The organism is Sulfitobacter sp. R86518 (genome assembly GCF_042466275.1).
GTDB classification, from domain to species: domain Bacteria; phylum Pseudomonadota; class Alphaproteobacteria; order Rhodobacterales; family Rhodobacteraceae; genus Sulfitobacter; species Sulfitobacter pontiacus.
This window is the reverse complement of record NZ_JAXHCA010000007.1, coordinates 19,915-37,433: the sequence shown is the minus strand read 5'-3', so window position 1 is coordinate 37,433 and position 17,519 is coordinate 19,915. Positions and strand designations below refer to the sequence as shown.

At 60.2% G+C, this 17,519-nt stretch carries 16 protein-coding genes; 13 read left to right on the top strand and 3 right to left on the bottom strand.

Features of this window, described 5'->3' with window-relative positions:
* The first annotated feature begins 38 nt into the window (after positions 1–38).
* The 3 genes from SJY36_RS17170 to SJY36_RS17160 all read left to right on the top strand — a co-directional run bounded on the left by SJY36_RS17170 (position 39) and on the right by SJY36_RS17160 (position 3,614).
* Positions 39–1,724, top strand: coding sequence for a Mu transposase C-terminal domain-containing protein (locus SJY36_RS17170; RefSeq protein ID WP_386176706.1), 1,686 nt, complete (start codon positions 39–41; stop codon positions 1,722–1,724).
* Between the two features lies 1 nt (position 1,725).
* Positions 1,726–2,607: a TniB family NTP-binding protein gene (locus SJY36_RS17165; protein WP_226562622.1), complete on the top strand. Its 882-nt coding sequence runs from the start codon at positions 1,726–1,728 to the stop codon at positions 2,605–2,607.
* 71 nt (positions 2,608–2,678) lie between these two features.
* On the top strand, positions 2,679–3,614 hold the full coding sequence (locus tag SJY36_RS17160) for a TniQ family protein (RefSeq protein ID WP_386176705.1): 936 nt from the start codon (positions 2,679–2,681) through the stop codon (positions 3,612–3,614).
* 16 nt (positions 3,615–3,630) lie between these two features.
* Here the strand turns inward: SJY36_RS17160 and SJY36_RS17155 are convergent, their stop codons facing one another.
* Together SJY36_RS17155 and SJY36_RS17150 are read right to left on the bottom strand one after the other, a co-directional pair.
* A complete protein-coding gene (locus SJY36_RS17155; RefSeq protein ID WP_036562694.1) occupies positions 3,631–4,227 on the bottom strand; it encodes an SMC-Scp complex subunit ScpB in 597 nt (198 codons plus the stop codon).
* A 2-nt stretch (positions 4,228–4,229) separates the two neighbouring features.
* Positions 4,230–5,114 carry a DUF1403 family protein gene (locus tag SJY36_RS17150; RefSeq protein ID WP_055688038.1) on the bottom strand — a complete coding sequence of 295 codons (885 nt, stop codon included), beginning with the start codon at positions 5,112–5,114 and terminating at the stop codon, positions 4,230–4,232.
* 126 nt (positions 5,115–5,240) lie between these two features.
* On the opposite strand from SJY36_RS17150, the gene SJY36_RS17145 reads away from it, so the two are divergent.
* From SJY36_RS17145 to repC, 5 genes are all read left to right on the top strand, one after another.
* Positions 5,241–6,380 (top strand): tyrosine-type recombinase/integrase, encoded by a 1,140-nt coding sequence (locus SJY36_RS17145; protein WP_386176704.1) that lies wholly within the window; start codon positions 5,241–5,243, stop codon positions 6,378–6,380.
* Positions 6,381–6,799: 419 nt separating this feature from the next.
* Positions 6,800–7,708 (top strand): recombinase family protein, encoded by a 909-nt coding sequence (locus SJY36_RS17140; protein WP_024099421.1) that lies wholly within the window; start codon positions 6,800–6,802, stop codon positions 7,706–7,708.
* A gap of 341 nt (positions 7,709–8,049) precedes the next feature.
* Positions 8,050–9,249: a plasmid partitioning protein RepA gene (gene repA / locus SJY36_RS17135; RefSeq protein ID WP_009807965.1), complete on the top strand. Its 1,200-nt coding sequence runs from the start codon at positions 8,050–8,052 to the stop codon at positions 9,247–9,249.
* On the top strand, positions 9,249–10,217 hold the full coding sequence (repB, locus tag SJY36_RS17130; protein WP_024099295.1) for a plasmid partitioning protein RepB: 969 nt from the start codon (positions 9,249–9,251) through the stop codon (positions 10,215–10,217). The genes repA and repB overlap by 1 nt, the downstream gene beginning before the upstream one ends.
* Before the next feature lie 238 nt (positions 10,218–10,455).
* Complete coding sequence (gene repC, locus SJY36_RS17125) at positions 10,456–11,511, top strand: plasmid replication protein RepC (protein WP_386176703.1); 1,056 nt, start codon at positions 10,456–10,458, stop codon at positions 11,509–11,511.
* 212 nt (positions 11,512–11,723) lie between these two features.
* Here the strand turns inward: repC and SJY36_RS17120 are convergent, their stop codons facing one another.
* Positions 11,724–12,926 carry a Fic family protein gene (locus tag SJY36_RS17120; RefSeq protein ID WP_037941640.1) on the bottom strand — a complete coding sequence of 401 codons (1,203 nt, stop codon included), beginning with the start codon at positions 12,924–12,926 and terminating at the stop codon, positions 11,724–11,726.
* Positions 12,927–13,219: 293 nt separating this feature from the next.
* On the opposite strand from SJY36_RS17120, the gene SJY36_RS17115 reads away from it, so the two are divergent.
* The 5 genes from SJY36_RS17115 (at position 13,220) to SJY36_RS17095 (ending at position 17,518) form a co-directional block, all read left to right on the top strand.
* Positions 13,220–13,690, top strand: coding sequence for a hypothetical protein (locus SJY36_RS17115; protein WP_386176702.1), 471 nt, complete (start codon positions 13,220–13,222; stop codon positions 13,688–13,690).
* 41 nt (positions 13,691–13,731) lie between these two features.
* Positions 13,732–14,670, top strand: a complete 939-nt coding sequence (locus SJY36_RS17110; RefSeq protein ID WP_386176701.1) for an ArdC family protein — start codon at positions 13,732–13,734, stop codon at positions 14,668–14,670.
* A 23-nt stretch (positions 14,671–14,693) separates the two neighbouring features.
* Positions 14,694–14,903 carry a DUF6330 family protein gene (locus SJY36_RS17105; RefSeq protein ID WP_106165385.1) on the top strand — a complete coding sequence of 70 codons (210 nt, stop codon included), beginning with the start codon at positions 14,694–14,696 and terminating at the stop codon, positions 14,901–14,903.
* A gap of 87 nt (positions 14,904–14,990) precedes the next feature.
* A complete protein-coding gene (locus SJY36_RS17100) occupies positions 14,991–15,380 on the top strand; it encodes a DUF3768 domain-containing protein (RefSeq protein ID WP_386176700.1) in 390 nt (129 codons plus the stop codon).
* Positions 15,381–15,535: 155 nt separating this feature from the next.
* A complete protein-coding gene (locus SJY36_RS17095; protein ID WP_386176699.1) occupies positions 15,536–17,518 on the top strand; it encodes a ParB/RepB/Spo0J family partition protein in 1,983 nt (660 codons plus the stop codon).
* The last annotated feature ends 1 nt before the right edge of the window (position 17,519 follow it).

The window sequence follows — 17,519 nt, the reverse complement described above, 5'->3', positions numbered from 1 at the left end:
CAGCTTAAGGTTTCAATTTTGGTTCCGTATTTCAGCAAGTGGCCGCCCTGTTGGCGCACTGCCCAGCCGGTTTCGAAAGTTTCATATCGATGACGTCCGGCGGAGCGCATGCCTCGGATGAAGCTTGGGCCAAGGCGACGCGGATCGCGCGCGAGTTGGACCGGATTCTTGACGGGGCGGCGCCCGTGCGTGAGGCCGTGATGCGCGCGGCATCCGAGCTGCGGCTTTCGACACGCCAAGTCTACAACTATCTGGCGCGGTATCGGGAAGAGCGCAGGGTATCGTCCCTGCTGCCGCGAACGAGTGGGACAAGGAAACCAAGGATCAGCCCCACGGTCGAGAGCATCATCGCGATGACCCTGCGGGAGATGTGGTTGCGCCCGGAGCAGCCGGATCTTGCGCCGATCGTTGAAGAGATCCGCGCCCGCTGCGCAGAGGAGGGGCACTCTCCGCCCGCCTATGTCACTGTCGCCCGGCGGATCACCATCCTGTTCGCCCCGGAAGAAATTGCCCGCCGCCGCCTGTCAGATAGTAAACACCTGAACCGGCTGAAGCCGCGACCCGGCTACATCCGGGCTAACCACGCGCTCGACGTTGTCCAGATCGATCACACGCCGGCAGACATCCAGTTTGTCGAGGTGATTGATGACCACGGCGTCTTCGTTGGTCGCCCCTATCTGACCATCGCTGCAGATGTGGCCACGAGCGCGATCATCGGCTTCTGCCTGACCCTCGAGGGGCCGTCACGACTGTCTGTCGCGCTTTGTCTGGCGCACGCGATGTGCTGCAAGACTGCCTGGCTGGCAGAACGCGACATCGATCATGCCTGGCCAATGCATGGTCGCCCGAGGCAGATCGTCGTCGATTCCGCCAAGGAGTTCCAAAGCAGCACCTTCAGCAGAGGATGCGCGGACTATGGCATCGCCATACGCATGCGGAACAAGGGCACCGTGCATCGGGGCGGAGTCGTCGAACGCCTGCTGGGGAAAGTGAACACGGCGCTGCGGGCTTTGCCGGGCAAGACGGGGCGTTCCATCGCGGATCGGGGCGACTATGCCTCGGAAGCGCGGGCACGGCTCAGCTTCGCGGATCTTGAACGCTGCATCGCGCTCGCGATCATCGACCACAACCTGAGTCAGAATGCGCGCAAGCTGACCGTTCCGGCGAAAGAGTGGGAAGATCGGTTCCAGCCGAAAGACCAGCCGATCGATGCGCCTGTCGATGTGCTGCTGAATTTCCTGCCGCGCAAGACGCGGAAGATTTCACCTCAGGGCATCAGTCTCTTCGCCATCGACTATTTCGAGCCCTGGCTGGGCCCGCTGGTCGCGCGTCGTGACCGGCTGAACCCGCTCGATCTGTGCTATGATCCTCGCGACATCAGCCATGTCTACGTCAAGGATCCGGATACCCAGGCCTGGCGGCCGGTCAGGCGACGGGACGGGCTGGCCGAGCCGATCACGCTCTGGCAGCATCAGGCGGATCGGCAGCGGCGGCGCGAAATCCAGCGGCGCCCTGTGCAGGAGGCATCAGCCATCCGACGCGAAATCGCCGCCACTGTTGCCGCCGCCAAAACCCCGAAAAGCCGGTTGAAGGAGATGACCCGCGCCCGGCATGCCACCGAGGCAAAGAAGCCTTATGCCGACTTCGCTGCGCCTTCCGCCTCGGCCCAGGCAAAGCTCGACCCGGATCGTCCGCGGCGGGTCTTCCCTGTCGAGGATTGGTAAGGTGCCGGACCACCTCATGCCCGCCATAGTGCCACTCTTGCAGGCCGATGACGCAGTGCGGATCGCCCATGTGCGCGCGCCGCGCTGGATCAGCCATCCGGCGGCCGGCGCGGCGCATGACGCGATGCGACTGCTGCTTGAGCGACCGCCATCGCTGCGCCCACGCGGTTTGCTGCTTGCCGGTCCCTACCATAACGGCAAGACCATGATCGCCGAACGCTTCGCCGTCGAACATCTGCGTGCCGCCGACCAGCAAAAGGTGTGGGTGATCCAGACCCGGGAAGGTGCGGGCCTGTCGCATTTCTACGCCAGCATCCTGTCCGGATTGCGCGCGCCACAAGCCGCGGGCTGGCGCAGCCTGTCCCGCGCCGGCGATCAGGTCGATCATCTTCTCGAGCGCCTGAAGCCGCGCCTTTTGATCTTCGACGAGTTCCACAGCGCGTTGCGTGGGCGGCGCCAGGATGTGAAGGCCATCTTTTCGTTCTTGCGGCGGATCGCACGGGTGCATGACATCTCACCCGTCCTTGTCGGCGAGATCGCGATCTACGATGCGGTGCATGACACCGACGAAATGGGCTCACGTTTCGATACGATCCCCATTCCACGATGGGCGTATGACGAGGAGTTCGCGACGCTTCTCGACAGCCTGGAAGCCAGTCTGCCGCTCGCCGACACCTCCGATCTGTCGCGCGAACCCTTGGCGAAGATCATCCACGATCTGTCAGAGGGGCTGATCGGCGAGGTTGTCGAGATCGTCACCCGGGCCGCAGTTGCGGCCATCTCGCGCGGTGAGGACCGGATCACGGGCGCAACCCTGTCGGACCTTGGCTATGTGCCTCTCTCGAGGCGCCGCAATTCGGCTTTGCGTCACGAGATGACATGAGGTTTGGGCCGACCGGGATCTCCGTCACACCTGCAGAGCGGTATGAAAGTGCGGCGGGAAACCGTTGGCCCATGAGCATTATGCCCGCACCAGGTGAACTTCTGTCGAGTTGGCTGCACCGCCTCGCTTACGCAAACGGCATACCTCCGCACTATTTTGGTGCGCTTCTCGAAGCGCCGGGTGAGAACTGGTCGGCGCGGCTTGATCGGGCATTGCCCGGTCGCATCCTGCAGCTTTTGGAAGAGCATACCCACATACCTCTGGAAGACATAACGGCTCTGACTAATGCTCCCGACCCTTTGGCCGTGCTGCGTTTGCCCCTGCGGGCATCGCCTCAGCAGAGTTGCGCACCAAAGACGCAGGCGACCTGGCTGCAATTCTGCCCGGCCTGTCTGGCGGAAGACGAAACGCCCTATTTTCGCCGAGACTGGCGCCTCGCGACACGCGTTTCTTGCTTTCGCCACGGCTGCCGACTTCGGGACAGGTGCCCATCCTGCGGACAAGGATTGGCTCCGTTCAGCCAGAAGCGTCTTGTGCCGCATCAGATCTGCGCCTGGTGCGGCGCGGCCCTCTGCAAACGCACCCGTCCTGCCACCAATGGGGTTCGGCGTCTTGAGCGTCTGATCGACGATCTGCTTCGTCTGCAGGCATCAGGGCATCGAATGGCAGAGGGGCGATCACTCCCGGACCTTCTTGGATCAGCCTGCTTTCAATTTAGTCGACGGCCAATGTCCATCGCGCGCCTCTCTCATCGGGATCGCTATCAGCTGTTTTGGCAATTGACGGACGGGCAATCGACGCCGTTCGGAACGCGAAGAAGTTCCGCGATCATTTATTGGAAACGCGTCGCTCAGGTTGCGCCAGCTTGGGGCGGACTGGTCACATCTTTCAGCGATGCCGTCCTGCCTCGGCCCAAAGCTGGGCCTTGCTCTAACACCGCTGGCCCGAATTTGGCGGATCTCGTTCAGGCGGCCGCGCGGCTCGATCAGCAGCGGCAAGCGCTGTAAAAATTCCCGGTGAGTTTCAGGCGCTCGCGGCCAGCCCGGCATCATTCAGCTGTTCAGGATCCGGCAGGTCCCGCAAGCTCTCCAACCCGAAGGCCGCGAGGAACGCGTCTGTGGTGACGAAGGTATAGGGGGCACCACGACGCGGCGCGCGCGGCCCAGTTCCAATCAGACCGTGTGCATGGAGCCGCCCGATCAGGTCCCGACCGATCTCCTTGCCGAAGATGTCCTTCAGCCCATCGCGCGTGATTGGCTGATGGTAGGCGATGGCCGCCAAAATCGCGACGTCGAACTCGTTCAGGTCCAGCAACTGGTCCCCGACATCCGCTGCGGAGCGGATCGCAGGCGCGTAAACAGACCGCGTCCGGAACATCCACCCCCCTGCGACCATGGCAATCTCGAACGCCCGCCCTTCTAGATCGGCGGCAAGATCCTCGATCAGCAGATCAACCGAGGTCGCCTGCCCCACTATGCGCGCCAGATCCTCGCGCGGTACAGGCGAGGCAGAGGCAAACAGTACCGCCTCGATCCGCCGCATCCATTCGCGCCAGCGCAGCTCCGGCGGCAGGTCGGACAACTCGCGGTCAAATTCAGGCTCGGAGCGATCCTTGGCCATCGTTACACCCCGTAGAGCCGGAAGGTGTCGCGGCCAGTCAGTTCGCGCACAGCGCCGAGATCGACCAGCCGGTCGCAGAGCCGCCGCGCCGCGCGGTCCGGCAAAGGCAAGACTGAGGGAGCGACCGCGTCCTGTTTCAGGAATATCTCGACGGCGTCGGCCGCCCCCTTGGCCCGAAGCTTTGGTGCGACCGCCTTCAGATGCGCCGCCCGACGCGCGAGGTTGGTGGAGAGACGCACGGCCTCGGCCGCCGATGACACGAGCGCCCGATGACAGGCGAGCTTCAATTCGTCGCCTTGCTTGCGCAGGTCGGCACGTTTCAGGCCAGCCGCCAGCAGCGGCACGACATGATCCCAACCAAGCGCCTGGGCGAGTGCAGCATCCGCGAGGATCAGCGCAGCTTCGTCAGCACGTGGCGCCTCGCGCAGAACAGCTTCCAGCACCAGTGCTGCTCGTTTGACCGGCGCCCCCACCCCCGCATCGAGCCACGTCGCGATCTGGCCCGGCTCGAAGGCCGACAAGGCTCGGCCCAGAGCCTTGACCGCCACCGGCCGCTCCACCGCGCGCCGCCAGATCAGATAGGTTTCACCTGCCGGTCCGGGTAGATCGCCGGGACGCAGAAGGTGCGCTGCATCGCGCAGTTCCCCTGCCCGCTCCCGTCGGCCAGAAAACGCAACACAAGCCTCAGCTGCGCACAGCGCGAGCCGCTCCCGCAACAAGGCTTGGGGCACCTCCGCGCATCCCAGCACAACATGCAAGTGGTTCAACGCAGCGCCCGACAAAAACGCCACATCTTCAAGGGTTTCAACCCGTGCCGAGGTGACCCAGGCGGGCATCCGGGGTAGAGTGTCTGTGTCGATGGAGTGTTCCGGTCGGGCAAATGTCATGACTGAAGCCTAAACCATCGCGGCGCTTTTCTCCAGAAAATAGCACAGAAAACGCCTCACTCTATCTTTTGCCATAATGTCCGATAACCTTGTGTTATCGGACGTAAGAATGATATGCTCAAAAACATGGGTAGTCTCACAAATAGCAGCACCAAAATCGAGGGTTTGGGCGGGTCGGAGTCCGAGATTTCGAGCTCAGCGTCCTATGACTCGTTGAACGGTGACGAACACGACGAGAGAACCTCTCGGGATCGAGCCTCAATCGCCCTGCCCGCCAATGTGGCCGGCTCCGGCGCGCTCGACCGGCTGATCGATACCGCCCGGGACTACGCTGAGGCCTCGACTGCTGGGAACACGAAAAAGGCCTACGCCGCCGACTGGAAACACTTCACCCGCTGGTGCCGACTGAAAGGCACAGAACCTCTGCCCCCCTCACCCGAGATGATTGGACTTTATGTGGCTGATCTGGCTGCACCAACCGGGAAGACCCCTGCCCTTTCGGTCTCCACGATCGAGCGTCGTCTCTCGGGGCTTTCCTGGAACTATAGGCAGCGCGGCTTCACTCTTGATCGCAAGGATCGCCACATCGCCACTGTTCTGGCTGGGATCAAACGCAAGCATGCGCGCCCGCCGGTTCAGAAGGAAGCTATCCTGCCTGAGGATATCCAGGCCATGGTGGCCACCCTGCCCTACGATCTCCGCGGGCTCCGAGATCGGGCGATCTTGCTTCTGGGTTATGCAGGCGGCCTGCGCAGGTCGGAGGTGGTCAACCTCGACATACACAAGGATGATACACCGGACTCCGGCGGCTGGCTGGAGATCTTCGACAAAGGCGCGCTGCTCACGCTTAACGCCAAGACCGGGTGGCGCGAGGTCGAGGTCGGGCGCGGCTCAAGCGACCAGACCTGTCCCGTCCACGCGCTGGAGCAATGGCTACACTTTGCCAAGATCGGCTTTGGCCCAGTCTTCGTGCGCACCTCGCGGGACGGCAAAAGCGCCCTCGAGGCGCGCCTTTCCGACAAGCACGTCGCAAGACTGATCAAGGCAACCGTTCTTAAGAGTGGTGTCAGATCCGATTTGCCGGAAGCCAAACGGTTGGCAATGTTCTCAGGGCATTCCTTGCGTGCCGGGCTCGCCTCGTCGGCAGAGGTTGATGAGCGTTATGTTCAAAAGCACCTAGGACATGCGTCGGCCGAGATGACCCGGCGCTACCAGCGCAGGCGCGACAGGTTCCGGGTGAACCTGACCAAAGCGGCAGGGCTGTGAAGACCAGGAATCTTGAGGCGTTGGTGAAGCGCTAAGGTGAAATTCCAGCGCTTCAGTTTCAGCTTACTACTTCAATTGAAATCGGGAACTAAACGCGACACCAAAGATCGTCATCGGACGACTGTTCCACCTCCTCAGCGTCGAGGAAGAGAGTGTCCGATTCATCATGCAACGCAGGAGCTTGAGGCTTCATATGTGCAAAATACTGGAATTTTGCACTTTACCCAAGGGCTTTGTCTGAGTGCACCCGGGCTCCTTATATAGCACGCGCGCGCGATGGTCTGCGAGAACTCTCCGATCGCGCTCATTGTATGGAAACCAAGGGCATTCCGGTAAGCAGCGCCATAGAGCGCGCCCTTGCATTCGTTTACAAACGGTCGTTTAGTAACGGTATATGAAATTGCAAACGGCCGATTTTCATGCCCCTGATAGGCTATGCGCGCGTATCCACAGAGGATCAGACCCCCCTGCCCCAGTCTGAGGCCCTGCAAACTGCGGGATGCGTCGAGATCTTCGAAGAGCACGCCTCAGGCGGCAATCGTGCCCGGCCGGTGCTTGCCCGCTTGCTGGAGCGCATTAGCAAGGGCGACACGCTGGTTGTCGTACGGATCGACCGGCTCGCACGGTCTCTGTCGCACCTTCTCGAGGTGATCGAACGGTTGGAGGCCAAGGGGGCGTTCTTTCGTTCCATTCAGGACCCGATCGACACCGGATCCCCGCAAGGCAAGTTCACGCTGCAGGTTCTGGGCGCCGCGGCCGAGTTCGAGCGGGCGCTGATCCGGGAACGTACCAAGGCGGGGCTGGCGAGCGCCCGTACCAAGGGCCGGGTCGGCGGGAACCCTGGACTGCGGGCCAAAGACCCTGCTGCTCTTCGCAAAGTACGGCTGGCGCGACAAGACGGCTACATGGAGCGTCTGAACGAGACGGCACAAGATTGGGTGCCCCATGTGCGCCGGTTGCGACCCGACTTGGCCTGGGAAGACGTGGTGCGCATCATCAACGGCCCCTTGCCCGAGGCGCGTCGCTGGACCCAAAGCCGTCTCTTGCGCGCTGTGAAGGCCTATGTCGGCGACGGCTTCCTGCCGGCCGAGGTGCTAGCCCGCGCCGGGCGCCGCGAAACCGACGACCGTCTGCCCGCCATCGTCGCCGGCATCAAGGGCGCGGACCCCGACATCACGCTTCAGGCGATCTGCACCCGGCTGGAAGCGATGCGCGAACGCACGCCTCGTGGCCGAACAAGATGGCAGCCGTCTTCTGTGAAAATGCTGTTGGAGCGGGCGGAACGACTTGGCCTCATGCCGTACGAATCGAGCCAAAATCAGATGTAGCTTCTGGCCCGAATCCAAAAAATTTCACCGGGAGAAAACTCCGCAGGAGGCAGAAAGTGCCATTAGTTGCTTGGGGTTAGCTGCTAATGTGCCAACTCAACAGAGTAGCGGTTCGATTTGGTTAGATCTGCATTTAATATATCTATATCAATGACTTGCTGAGTTTTTTACACGACAACACCTATAGGTGTTGTGGATAACTTTCACACTACATTTAGATTCTTCTTGCCGGACTCACTGGATCGTGGCATTCCCATTCTGACGGCAAAACGCGTCAGACACGCTGTACACCGTCAGAATGACTAAGAGCCTCAACAGAGGCCGAGAGTGGGCGGCAGGACATGGATGATCGTAACATTGGATACACGCAAGGCATAGGCTCTTCCGATATCGGAGCATTTGCCGACAATCTGGCTGAGTCTTTGGATCGCCAGATGAAGATCGCTTTCGAACCCGAAGAGCGAAAGTCCCTACGCCGCTTCAGTTCCACCGAAGTCGCCGGCCTCCTGCGCGTAAGCACATCTAACCTGCGCAACCGGCACAAGGACGGCAGCTTCCCGGAAGTGCATACAGACAACCGCGGACACCGGTTCTACACAGCCCAAGAGATTGATGAGTTGCGCGATGTTCTTGGACGCACTGGAAAGAACGCAGAAAGCTACCGCCCAGGTCGACGTGATGGCGATCGTCTCCAGGTGATATCCGTCGTCAACTTCAAAGGCGGTTCATCAAAGACTACTGCAACAATTCATCTTGCGCAAAGGTATGCCTTGCGCGGTTACCGCGTGCTGGTCCTAGACCTCGATCCGCAAGCAAGTTTGACCACGTTTTTCGGCTTTCGGCCCGAGCTTGAGTTCGCCGATGGCGGCACAATCTATGATGCTTTGAGATATGAGGACCAAGTTCCTCTCTCGAACGTCATCCAAAAGACCTACTTCCATAAGCTCGACATGGTGCCCGCCGGTTTGATGCTCTCGGAGTACGAAACCGAGACCGCAAACGCTCTCGCCCGTCGCGTACAGCCCATCTTTGCAGAGCGCCTCGCCTTGGCGCTTGAAGAGGTTGAGGCAAACTACGACATCGTCCTGATCGACTGCCCGCCTCAGCTTGGGTTTCTAACCCTGACTGCGCTGGCAGCCTCGACGGGGCTTTTGGTTACCGTGGTACCTGGCATGCTTGACATCGCATCCATGAGCCAATTCCTGAAGCTTGCTTCAGAAACGGTCAAGGCCGTGGAGGAAGCCATCGGTCGGCGTGTCACATGGGATTTTGTCAAGTTCCTGATTACCAGATATGAACCGTCGGACGGTCCGCAGACCCAAATGGCAGGCTACCTGAGATCAATTCTGGCAGGTCAGGTCATGACAGAGCCGATGCTGAAGTCTACGGCGATCTCCGACGCGGGGATGACCCAGCAGACCGTCTACGAAGTCGATCCAAGCCAATTCATCAGAAAGACAATTGATCGCGCCCTGACCAGCGTGAATGGCGTTGGCGATGAGCTAGAGCAGACGATCCAAATGGCATGGGGGCGTCGCTGATGGCCCGAAACATCTTCAACCAGCCTCCAAGGAATGAGACGGAGAGCGGAGCCCCCTCCCCTACCCCGCCAAAAGCGGCAAAGCTGCCGGGATCTGTTGGAGGATTGCGCGACTCTTTGCGCGAGATCACAGCAAACTCAATTCGCGATATCGAACCCGATCAGATTGACATGGATGGGCTGCGCGATCGGTTGGTGCTGGAAGATTCCAGTATCGATGAGTTGGCCGAGAGCATTCGCAAGCATGGCCAACAAGTGCCCATCATGGTCCGTCCATCAGCCCAACCGGACAGATACCGCATCATCTACGGCCGCCGCAGGCTTGCGGCGATCCGTAAGGTCGGTGGAACGGTCAAGGCAATTGTTCGAACCTTGGACGATGACGCATCTCTGATCGCTCAAGGCCAGGAGAACAACCTCAGGCTTGATCCGTCTTTTATAGAAAAGTCTCTTTTTATCAAAGAGATGCAAGAATCCGGATACAAACCCGGTGTCATTCAAGATGCTCTAGGTCTGACCCGGCAAGGCGTATCCAACCACAGGGTCGTCATAGAACAACTGCCAGACGGTCTTGTTCAACTCATCGGGCCAGCACATGGGATCGGACGACGGCAGTGGGGTGATCTAGCTGCCTTGTCGGTGAAGGTAGATTTGGTGGACATCGCCAAAGAGGCGCTCGCCGCCCTGCCCGACGACACTCCTAGTTCCGAAAAGTTCCAAGCGGTCTATTCGGCTTGCTCGAGCAAAGCACGTAGCGACAAGAAGCCGCCCAATCGTGGGCTGACTTCGGTCATCAATGATGAGAACGGCAGTTCATTGGGCACGCTGACAATCGATGAGAAGGCGATCGCGCTCAAGGTCACCAAGAAGGACAATCCAGAATTCGGCCAATGGCTCGAAGAGCACGCGGAAGCTACGCTTTTGCAACTCTTCGTACAGTGGCGGAATGAGAGAGGCTCTGGGTCCTAACCCAGGCCACACAGAGCAACACGAGCAGAGGAGAAAAGCGAAGACCCGATAGAAAAGAGCCCCCCAAAGTTTCCCCTGGAGAGCCCTCATCATCTGATTAGCATCTTTGATGTAGCAACCTCCAGCATACCGGTCAAGAGTCACCAATTCGGTGGACCGATATTTTTTGCCTTTTTCCGCGAAAATTCGAGGAAAGAGACGGGGAAGTTGTGGGCCGAACGGTCGTCGTGAACAAGCCATGGCATTTACAAAACTCTCGATCGAAGCCGCAGGTGCTGATGCAACCCGCGGCTCATTTCCCCCATCTGAAACCGACGTCTGGACCATCTTCAGGGCCCTGAGAGATGCACGCAGCGTGTTTGGTCTACGTCCTGGCCACATACAGACACTTCAAGCAATGCTCAGTTTTCTGAAACCTGGCCATGGCGAAACGGTTTTTGCGTCTAACAATTCACTTTGCCAGCGCGTTGGCGGAATCGACGAACGGACACTCCGGAGGCACATCAACCGCTTCGTTGAACTCGGATTCATCAAGCGCAATGACAGCTCGAACCGAAAGCGCTACCGCGTTCGCTCATCCGGCGGAGAGTGCATCAGTTATGGATTGTCTCTCACCCCCCTGCTCCAACGTGCGAGCGAGCTTATAGCCATCGCGCAAGAGATGGAGAATAACCGGCGAGATCGGATATTTGTCCGCAAACAGATCCTTACAAAGCTCGCCCATTTGGAAGAGCACGATCCTAGCAACGCATTCATCAACCACGCACGGAAAGCTCTACGCAGGAAGCTGAGCCTCCCCGAATACCACGCTCTGCTCGCCAATACAGATGCAGAATGCCAGAGTTTGACTACCCCGGATGACCCGCCTGAAACTATGGAATTGCCCGCCAATGCCGGACAAACTGTCCGTCATCAATCTAAGTCTGAAGAAGAAAAAAAAGATTTAGATAGCAACATAGGCCTTGAGGCCCTGAAACCAGACTTGCTGACCTCAGTCTGCGATCAGGCGACATCGTTCTCCACAAAGAGACTTAGAAACTGGTTGGACATTGAAAACCATGCTCGAACACTTGCACCCATGATGGGCATTCACCCAGAGACTTTCGAGAAAGCCAAGAATGCTGTAGGAGCTCCGAAAGCGTCATGCGCGATCTTCATCATGCTACAGCTTGGAAAACGCATCAGGGATTTTGGAGCGTATTTTCACAGTATCACCCTGGGTCAAAGGCAAAACCAATTTGATCCATTAGCTTTGATCAAGCGACTGTCCGAAAACAATGAGCGAACTGTCTAATGTCCACCGCGGTGGACTTCGAACGAGAAGCGGCGCTTGTGGCAACCAAAACTGTCCAAACGCACATAGCGGCGCGTGGTGGTTCTTCGGTTTATCTCAGACCAGCAGATGTCCACCGCGGTGGACAAGTGACACACGAGCAAGCCTTGATGAAAATCTGGCCGCCCATGAAAGAAATCGGCGGCCAGGCATTACACCCTAAATGCCAAAAGTTATTGTGGGAGGTCACCGTCTCCAAAGAGGTTTGGAAAGAGCCGCTCTCGATAATCCAACGGAAACGCCAACCGAACTGGCGTCTTCGGCGAGGCGGACGTCAGGTATCCAGCGGCGGTCAGTTTGCTCAGCGTGTTGCGAGCAGTACGCTCGGACGTCTTGAGCACAATCTGCGCATCGCCTCGTTCCAATGCGCCATGCCGAAGAACCGCCGAGATTAGTTCCGGCGCTCGCTTGTCATCGATGGTATCTGCAACAAGACGACGATACCGTTGGTCCAGTCCGCCGAGATCGAACAATCTTGCTGAGAAGGTGATCTGGTCGAGCGTCACCTTTAGGAACCATTCACTAAACGTCTTCAGTGCCGCTTCTGACAGGTTCCCCCGTCCGTCGCGGTCTCCGCGGCGTGGACTGTCGGCCAGATCCATCATCCGTTTGTACTCGCCCCGATCGGTTAGCCCGCGGGCCAGCCCACGTGATACGGACCAGAGCCCTTGGCCACCAATCCCCGCTGTGAGGGCCATGGCATGAGACATCAGTCTGCTGACACGGCCGTTACCATCCGGGAAAGGGTGGATGTAGTTGAGCCGGTGATGCGCAGAGGCGATCGCGATGATCCGTCCGCTCGAAGACCGCGCCGCAATCTGAAATCGTTTGTCGAAATGGTCCATGAATGCCGCGACGCGCGACGATGAAGGAGGTAGGTGGCGCCCGACCGCAACTTCCCGATCATCATCCTGGCGCATGCGTCCCGGAACGATGGGCTCTTGTGTGCCGTCGGGATGTTCGATGACCCGAAACTCATCCGGCATCTCGTCGTAGAAGCTCTTGTGGACCCAAGTCAGGAATTCGACGGATGTGGGGCGGGGCAGTGTGCCCTTGCGATGCATCTCGTCGATGGCCCGTTGAACGATGACGTGCGCCCGGGCCTCAAGGGCGAGGGGACGGGTTTCTTCCTCAAGCTCGGCACCAGCCAGCGCCCTTTCGATGTCGCGGGGGCGCGTGTTGTGTCCTTCGATCAGGTTGGAGTAGTAGCAGTTCATCACACGGACGAGATCGGCAAGTTCGGCTGCGCTGTCAGGATGCAACCCTTGTCCCAGCCCGGTGGCTTCCCTCTGGATGTCGACCGAAAGGTCTGCCAGTTCTGTGGGAATATGCTCCTCGAAGAAGCAGGGTTCGATCCTGGCGGGTGTTTCCAGCATATTTGCCGATCTTCCATGTTTGCAAAGTAATTGAAAAATAAGCACATTTCGTACTTTCAAGCAAGGTTTTGCCGATATGCGTTGCCGATCTTGCCTGCCGATCTGGAATTGCTGCACGAAATCAATGGCTTCGGCAGAAGGGCCCGCCTTTTCGGTTTTGTTGTGTGCCCAAAGGGGCCGGAAAAAGAGAAAGTGTTCTTCGGGTTTTGTGACTGACGGATGAGGGCCTTTGGGGTCCCTCAGATGGGTCCGGGCCGGGTTCCGGTCTGCCGTTCCGGATGAAGGGCATTCCTATGCAATCAGGTGTCTTGCGCGTGCTCCGCGCAACCGCCGCCTCCTGGTGGCGGCATAGAGGGCTGCGCCGAACTGGCCAGACGGCGCTGGCACAGCGGCTCGAACGCCAGACCGTCCTGCGTGATCTCGGCTATCTGAAGCAGGCGGCGTCATTGCCAAACGCGCATGTGATCTGCGGGGAGGGTAGGACATTCCTCCATCCCGGTTGGACCACCGTGTCGACCTTCGCGCCGATCGAGCGCTTTCCCTTGGCCGCCCTCGCGGTCGCACGAGGAACGCCGTTCATCGATATCCGATCCGTCACCGATGTCACCGCCTTCGCGAACTTGCCGTGCGTGGCGCGGGACGGATCGGTCGACCCTGACTCTTCGGGTCCCGGCAAGTCCGTGTCGCTGACCACCTACATCGACATGGTCGAAGCCCTCGGTGCCAGGATCGCCAACGATCCGCGCCCCTGTCGGTCAACCTAGTCACCACTCCCTCTCACCAAAACTCGAAAAGGAGGCCAGCCATGGCCCGATCCCGCACGCCCAAATTCGATGCCTCCGAGGTCATCACAAACGAAATCATCCGCATCATCGAGCGCGGAGTGCTGCCGTGGCGCAAGCCATGGACCGCAGGTGGCAGCTCTCGTCCCCTGCGCGTGGGCGGAGAACCCTACCAGGGAGTGAACAACTTCCTGCTGACGATGCGGACCGTGATGGCGGGCCACAGCTCTCCCTTCTGGATGACACTGCCGCAGGCCAATGCCTTGGACGCAAAGGTCCGCAAGGGCGAAAAGTCCTCTGTCGTCGTTTACTACGGTCAAAGCCGGAGGGATGCCGGCGATGAGGATGACCGCAGCGTCGGGGATGATCGCTCCGAGGAAGCCCGCATCTTCCGCTTCCAGAAATCATATCGCGTGTTCAATGCCTGCCAGATCGATGGCCTGCCCGAAAGTTTCTACCCTGACCCGGAGCCTGTACCCGAGCATCCGCCGTCCGAGCCGATCCCGCACATGCAGGCGTTTTTCGATGCCATCGACATCAAGACCGTCTTCACGGGCACGGAGGCGTACTATTTGCCGCCCGTGGACAAGGTCTACATGCCGTCCATCACGCGGTTCCAGGACCCGCGCAATTTCTACGGGGTCTGGGCCCATGAGCTGGCCCATGCCACGAAGGCCCCCCATCGACTGAACCGTGATTTCGGGTTCTCGAAGTTCGGCAACACGTCCTATGCGCGCGAAGAGATCGTCGCGGAATTGACCTCGGTGTTCCTGGGTCAGACGCTCGGCTTCACGGCGCATACGCTCGAGATGAATGCCGCCTACCTCCACAACTGGTTGCGCGTTCTGCGCTCGGACAAGGGCGCGATCTTCCGGCACGCCGCGGACGCGCAGCGCGCCTGCGACTATCTGATCGTCAGATCGGAGACGGGCAGGGCAGGGCGCAGTGCCGAGGCCGCCTGACCACACGGAGAACGGAGACGCCCATGTCACGCAAGGAACCCAAGACGCTGCGGGTGGCCAGCTTCAAAGACGGCCGCCGCAAGATCATCACCTTCAAGCGCGGTGCCTATTGGTGGAGCCAGTCCGAGGGCGCTTATCCGTTCTCGGCAGCGCTCGAGAGCATCAAAGAACAAGGCGGCTGGATCGAAACCATCCCCAACCCGAATTACAGACCCAAGGGGCTGTTCGGGTAGGGCACCTTCTGCTTCGGTCCCTCCGACAAGCAGAAAAGAAAAAGCAGGCTTTGAGAAGGGTGTTTTAACTTCTCAAAGGAGATCCCCATGTCCATGACCGTTCAACCCCTGCCAGACCGTCCGGATCCGACCGTGATCGCGGTGCAGAACGACGCGTTTCGCAAACTTGCATGCCTTGGGGTGCCGCCCGCGCAACCCATCCAGGGCCGCATGCATGTCACCCGCTCGCTTATGGAGGCCGGCGATGGCTTCATGGCCGAGGCGGTCAAAGCAACCGGTGAGTTTGCCACGTTCGAGCCTGAGAATGATCCCGAGGGCTGGCACGATTTCGGGGCGGTCGATATCCGGGGAGAGACCGTGTTCTGGAAGATCGATCTCTATGAAGCAGACTCGGATTTCCGCTATGGGGCTGAGACCCCGGACAATCCTGCCACCACCATGCGCGTGCTGACCATCATGCTGGCGCGCGACTGGTAGGGCAGGGGACTCCTCACCCTGACATCTGAGACGATGAAGGCCCGCTGACCCCTCAAAGGGAAAGTGGGCCTTTTGTCGTGGTGATCCCTGAAGCCGGGGATTGGTCACGCGCGTGAGCGCGCGGGCCACACCTCACCCTCCTGGAAGGATATCCCATGACCAAAAGCTTTGCTCCCCTTACCGTCGCTATCGGCGATCTCGTCCCGCATCCCGCCAATGTGCGCAGCAACGCGCCGGAAACCTATGACCCCGAAAACATCGCCCATCTGAAGGCCAGTATCGCTGTGCTGGGCCTGCTCCAGCCGCTCCTGGTCCAGAAGCTTGACGGGAAATACGCCGTGCTCGCCGGTGGCCGGCGCCATGCAGCCCTGAAGGAGCTGATCGCTGACAAGGCCAGCAAGGGGTTCACGGCGAAAACCAAGGTGGACTGCCGCCTTGTCCCTGAGGAGTGCGACGTCACCACGGCACTGTCGCTCGCCGAGAACATCACCCAGGCACCGATGAATGCCATCGACGAGTTCGAGGCCTTCGCCCGGATGATGGAGGTCGACGGCCAGATGCCCGAGACGATCGCAAAGACCTTCGGCGCCACGGTGGCGGCCGTGAAAGGCCGGTTGCGCTATGGCCTGATCCACCCCGACATCCGCGCCGCGGCCCGGGGCAAGGTGATCACGCTCGACACGATGAAAGCCTTCGCCGAGCACCCGAGCCAGGAGGCGCAGCGCGAGGTCTTCGAGGCGCTCACAAAAGACGGCGGCTATCTGCAGGCCTACACGGTCCGTCAGGCGCTCAAATCCCGCGGTGTGCAGGTCAGCGATGATATCGGGGCTTTCGTGCGCGCGGACTACGAGGCCCGCGGCGGCGCCGTCGCGGCTGACCTTCTGAAAGAGCATTCCGTGCTGGAGGATGCAGCGCTGGTCGAAACCATCCTGCTCGAGAAGCTCGGTGCCGCCGCCGAAGAGGCCCGCATAAAGCTGGGCTTTGCCTGGGCCGATGCGATGGTCCGCTATGATTACGCGACCATGGCCGACTATGGCCGCATCTATCCCGGCCCGATCGAGCCTGATGAGGCTGCGCAAAAGCGCGTGGATGAAATCACCGCCGAACTCGAGAAACTGCAGCTCGAGATGGAGGATGAGGGGCTCGAGGACGGTGCCTACAACGCCCTTTACGACCGCGTTGACGCCTTGGAAGAGGAAGCCCGCGATCTGCAGGAGGCCAACAGCGCCGAGGACCTGGCGCGGTCCGGGGTAATCGCCTCGTGGTCGAGTGGTCAGGTGACCCTCCATGTGGGCCTCGTGCGCCCCGAGGACACCGTCAAAAAGGAGGGCGCGCGCGGCTCCTCGGCTAGCCCGACCGGGGAGGAGGCCCCAGACGCCGGCGAAATCAGCTACCCAGCCTCACTGGCTGAGGACCTCAAGACCGAGCGAGCCATGGCGCTTGGGGCCGCGATGGCGCTGCATCCGGAAGCCACGCTCGATCTGACGCTCTTCAAGCTGGTCAGTGACGTTCTGGCCAGCGGCATGAGTGTCACGCAGGCGATCAAGATCGATGCCCGCAAGGAATACCGCAGCCATGCCAAGATGGACGAGATCGACGAGACCTCGCTCGAGCAGGTGGCGGCGGCGCATGAGGCGCTTGATCTGTCCTGGCTAGATGACGCCCGCGCGCCCGCTGATCAGTTCGCGGCGTTTCGCGCGCTGGAGGCCGGCGAAAAGGCCAAGCTCGTCGCCTTTGCAACCGCCAGCACCACGCAGTCCTGCTTCGCGCGGGACCCTCGGCGCGACAGCCTGATGCATGATTTCGAAATCGAGATCATACCCGATATCCGCGCGCATTGGACGCCGAATGCGGCCCTCTTCAACCGCTTCAAGAAGGCCTGGCTGCTGAAGATCCTCGGCGACGATCTGGGTCTCGCCCAGGAGGCGGTAACGCTAGCCTCGTCGAGCAAGAAGGAGATCGTCGCCTTCTGCGACAAGCTCTTTGCAGAGCCCTTCGCCACGCTCACCGACGCGCAGCGCGCTGCCGTGGCCGCCTGGTGCCCGCCGATGATGCAGACCAACGGTGTCACCTTTGATGAGGCGGAGCCCATCGCGGAATCTCCGGAGCCTGACAGCGAGGTCGCGCAAGCGGCCTGAG

What these genes read in the sequence shown, in the direction of transcription:
- SJY36_RS17160 (WP_386176705.1), top strand. Translation starts at nt 2,679, where the DNA reads ATGAGCATTATGCCCGCACCAGGTGAACTTCTGTCGAGTTGGCTGCAC.
- SJY36_RS17155 (WP_036562694.1), bottom strand. Translation starts at nt 4,227, where the DNA reads ATGGCCAAGGATCGCTCCGAGCCTGAATTTGACCGCGAGTTGTCCGAC.
- SJY36_RS17150 (WP_055688038.1), bottom strand. Translation starts at nt 5,114, where the DNA reads ATGACATTTGCCCGACCGGAACACTCCATCGACACAGACACTCTACCC.
- SJY36_RS17145 (WP_386176704.1), top strand. Translation starts at nt 5,241, where the DNA reads ATGGGTAGTCTCACAAATAGCAGCACCAAAATCGAGGGTTTGGGCGGG.
- SJY36_RS17140 (WP_024099421.1), top strand. Translation starts at nt 6,800, where the DNA reads ATGCCCCTGATAGGCTATGCGCGCGTATCCACAGAGGATCAGACCCCC.
- repA (WP_009807965.1), top strand. Translation starts at nt 8,050, where the DNA reads ATGGATGATCGTAACATTGGATACACGCAAGGCATAGGCTCTTCCGAT.
- repB (WP_024099295.1), top strand. Translation starts at nt 9,249, where the DNA reads ATGGCCCGAAACATCTTCAACCAGCCTCCAAGGAATGAGACGGAGAGC.
- repC (WP_386176703.1), top strand. Translation starts at nt 10,456, where the DNA reads ATGGCATTTACAAAACTCTCGATCGAAGCCGCAGGTGCTGATGCAACC.
- SJY36_RS17120 (WP_037941640.1), bottom strand. Translation starts at nt 12,926, where the DNA reads ATGCTGGAAACACCCGCCAGGATCGAACCCTGCTTCTTCGAGGAGCAT.
- SJY36_RS17115 (WP_386176702.1), top strand. Translation starts at nt 13,220, where the DNA reads ATGCAATCAGGTGTCTTGCGCGTGCTCCGCGCAACCGCCGCCTCCTGG.
- SJY36_RS17110 (WP_386176701.1), top strand. Translation starts at nt 13,732, where the DNA reads ATGGCCCGATCCCGCACGCCCAAATTCGATGCCTCCGAGGTCATCACA.
- SJY36_RS17105 (WP_106165385.1), top strand. Translation starts at nt 14,694, where the DNA reads ATGTCACGCAAGGAACCCAAGACGCTGCGGGTGGCCAGCTTCAAAGAC.
- SJY36_RS17100 (WP_386176700.1), top strand. Translation starts at nt 14,991, where the DNA reads ATGTCCATGACCGTTCAACCCCTGCCAGACCGTCCGGATCCGACCGTG.
- SJY36_RS17095 (WP_386176699.1), top strand. Translation starts at nt 15,536, where the DNA reads ATGACCAAAAGCTTTGCTCCCCTTACCGTCGCTATCGGCGATCTCGTC.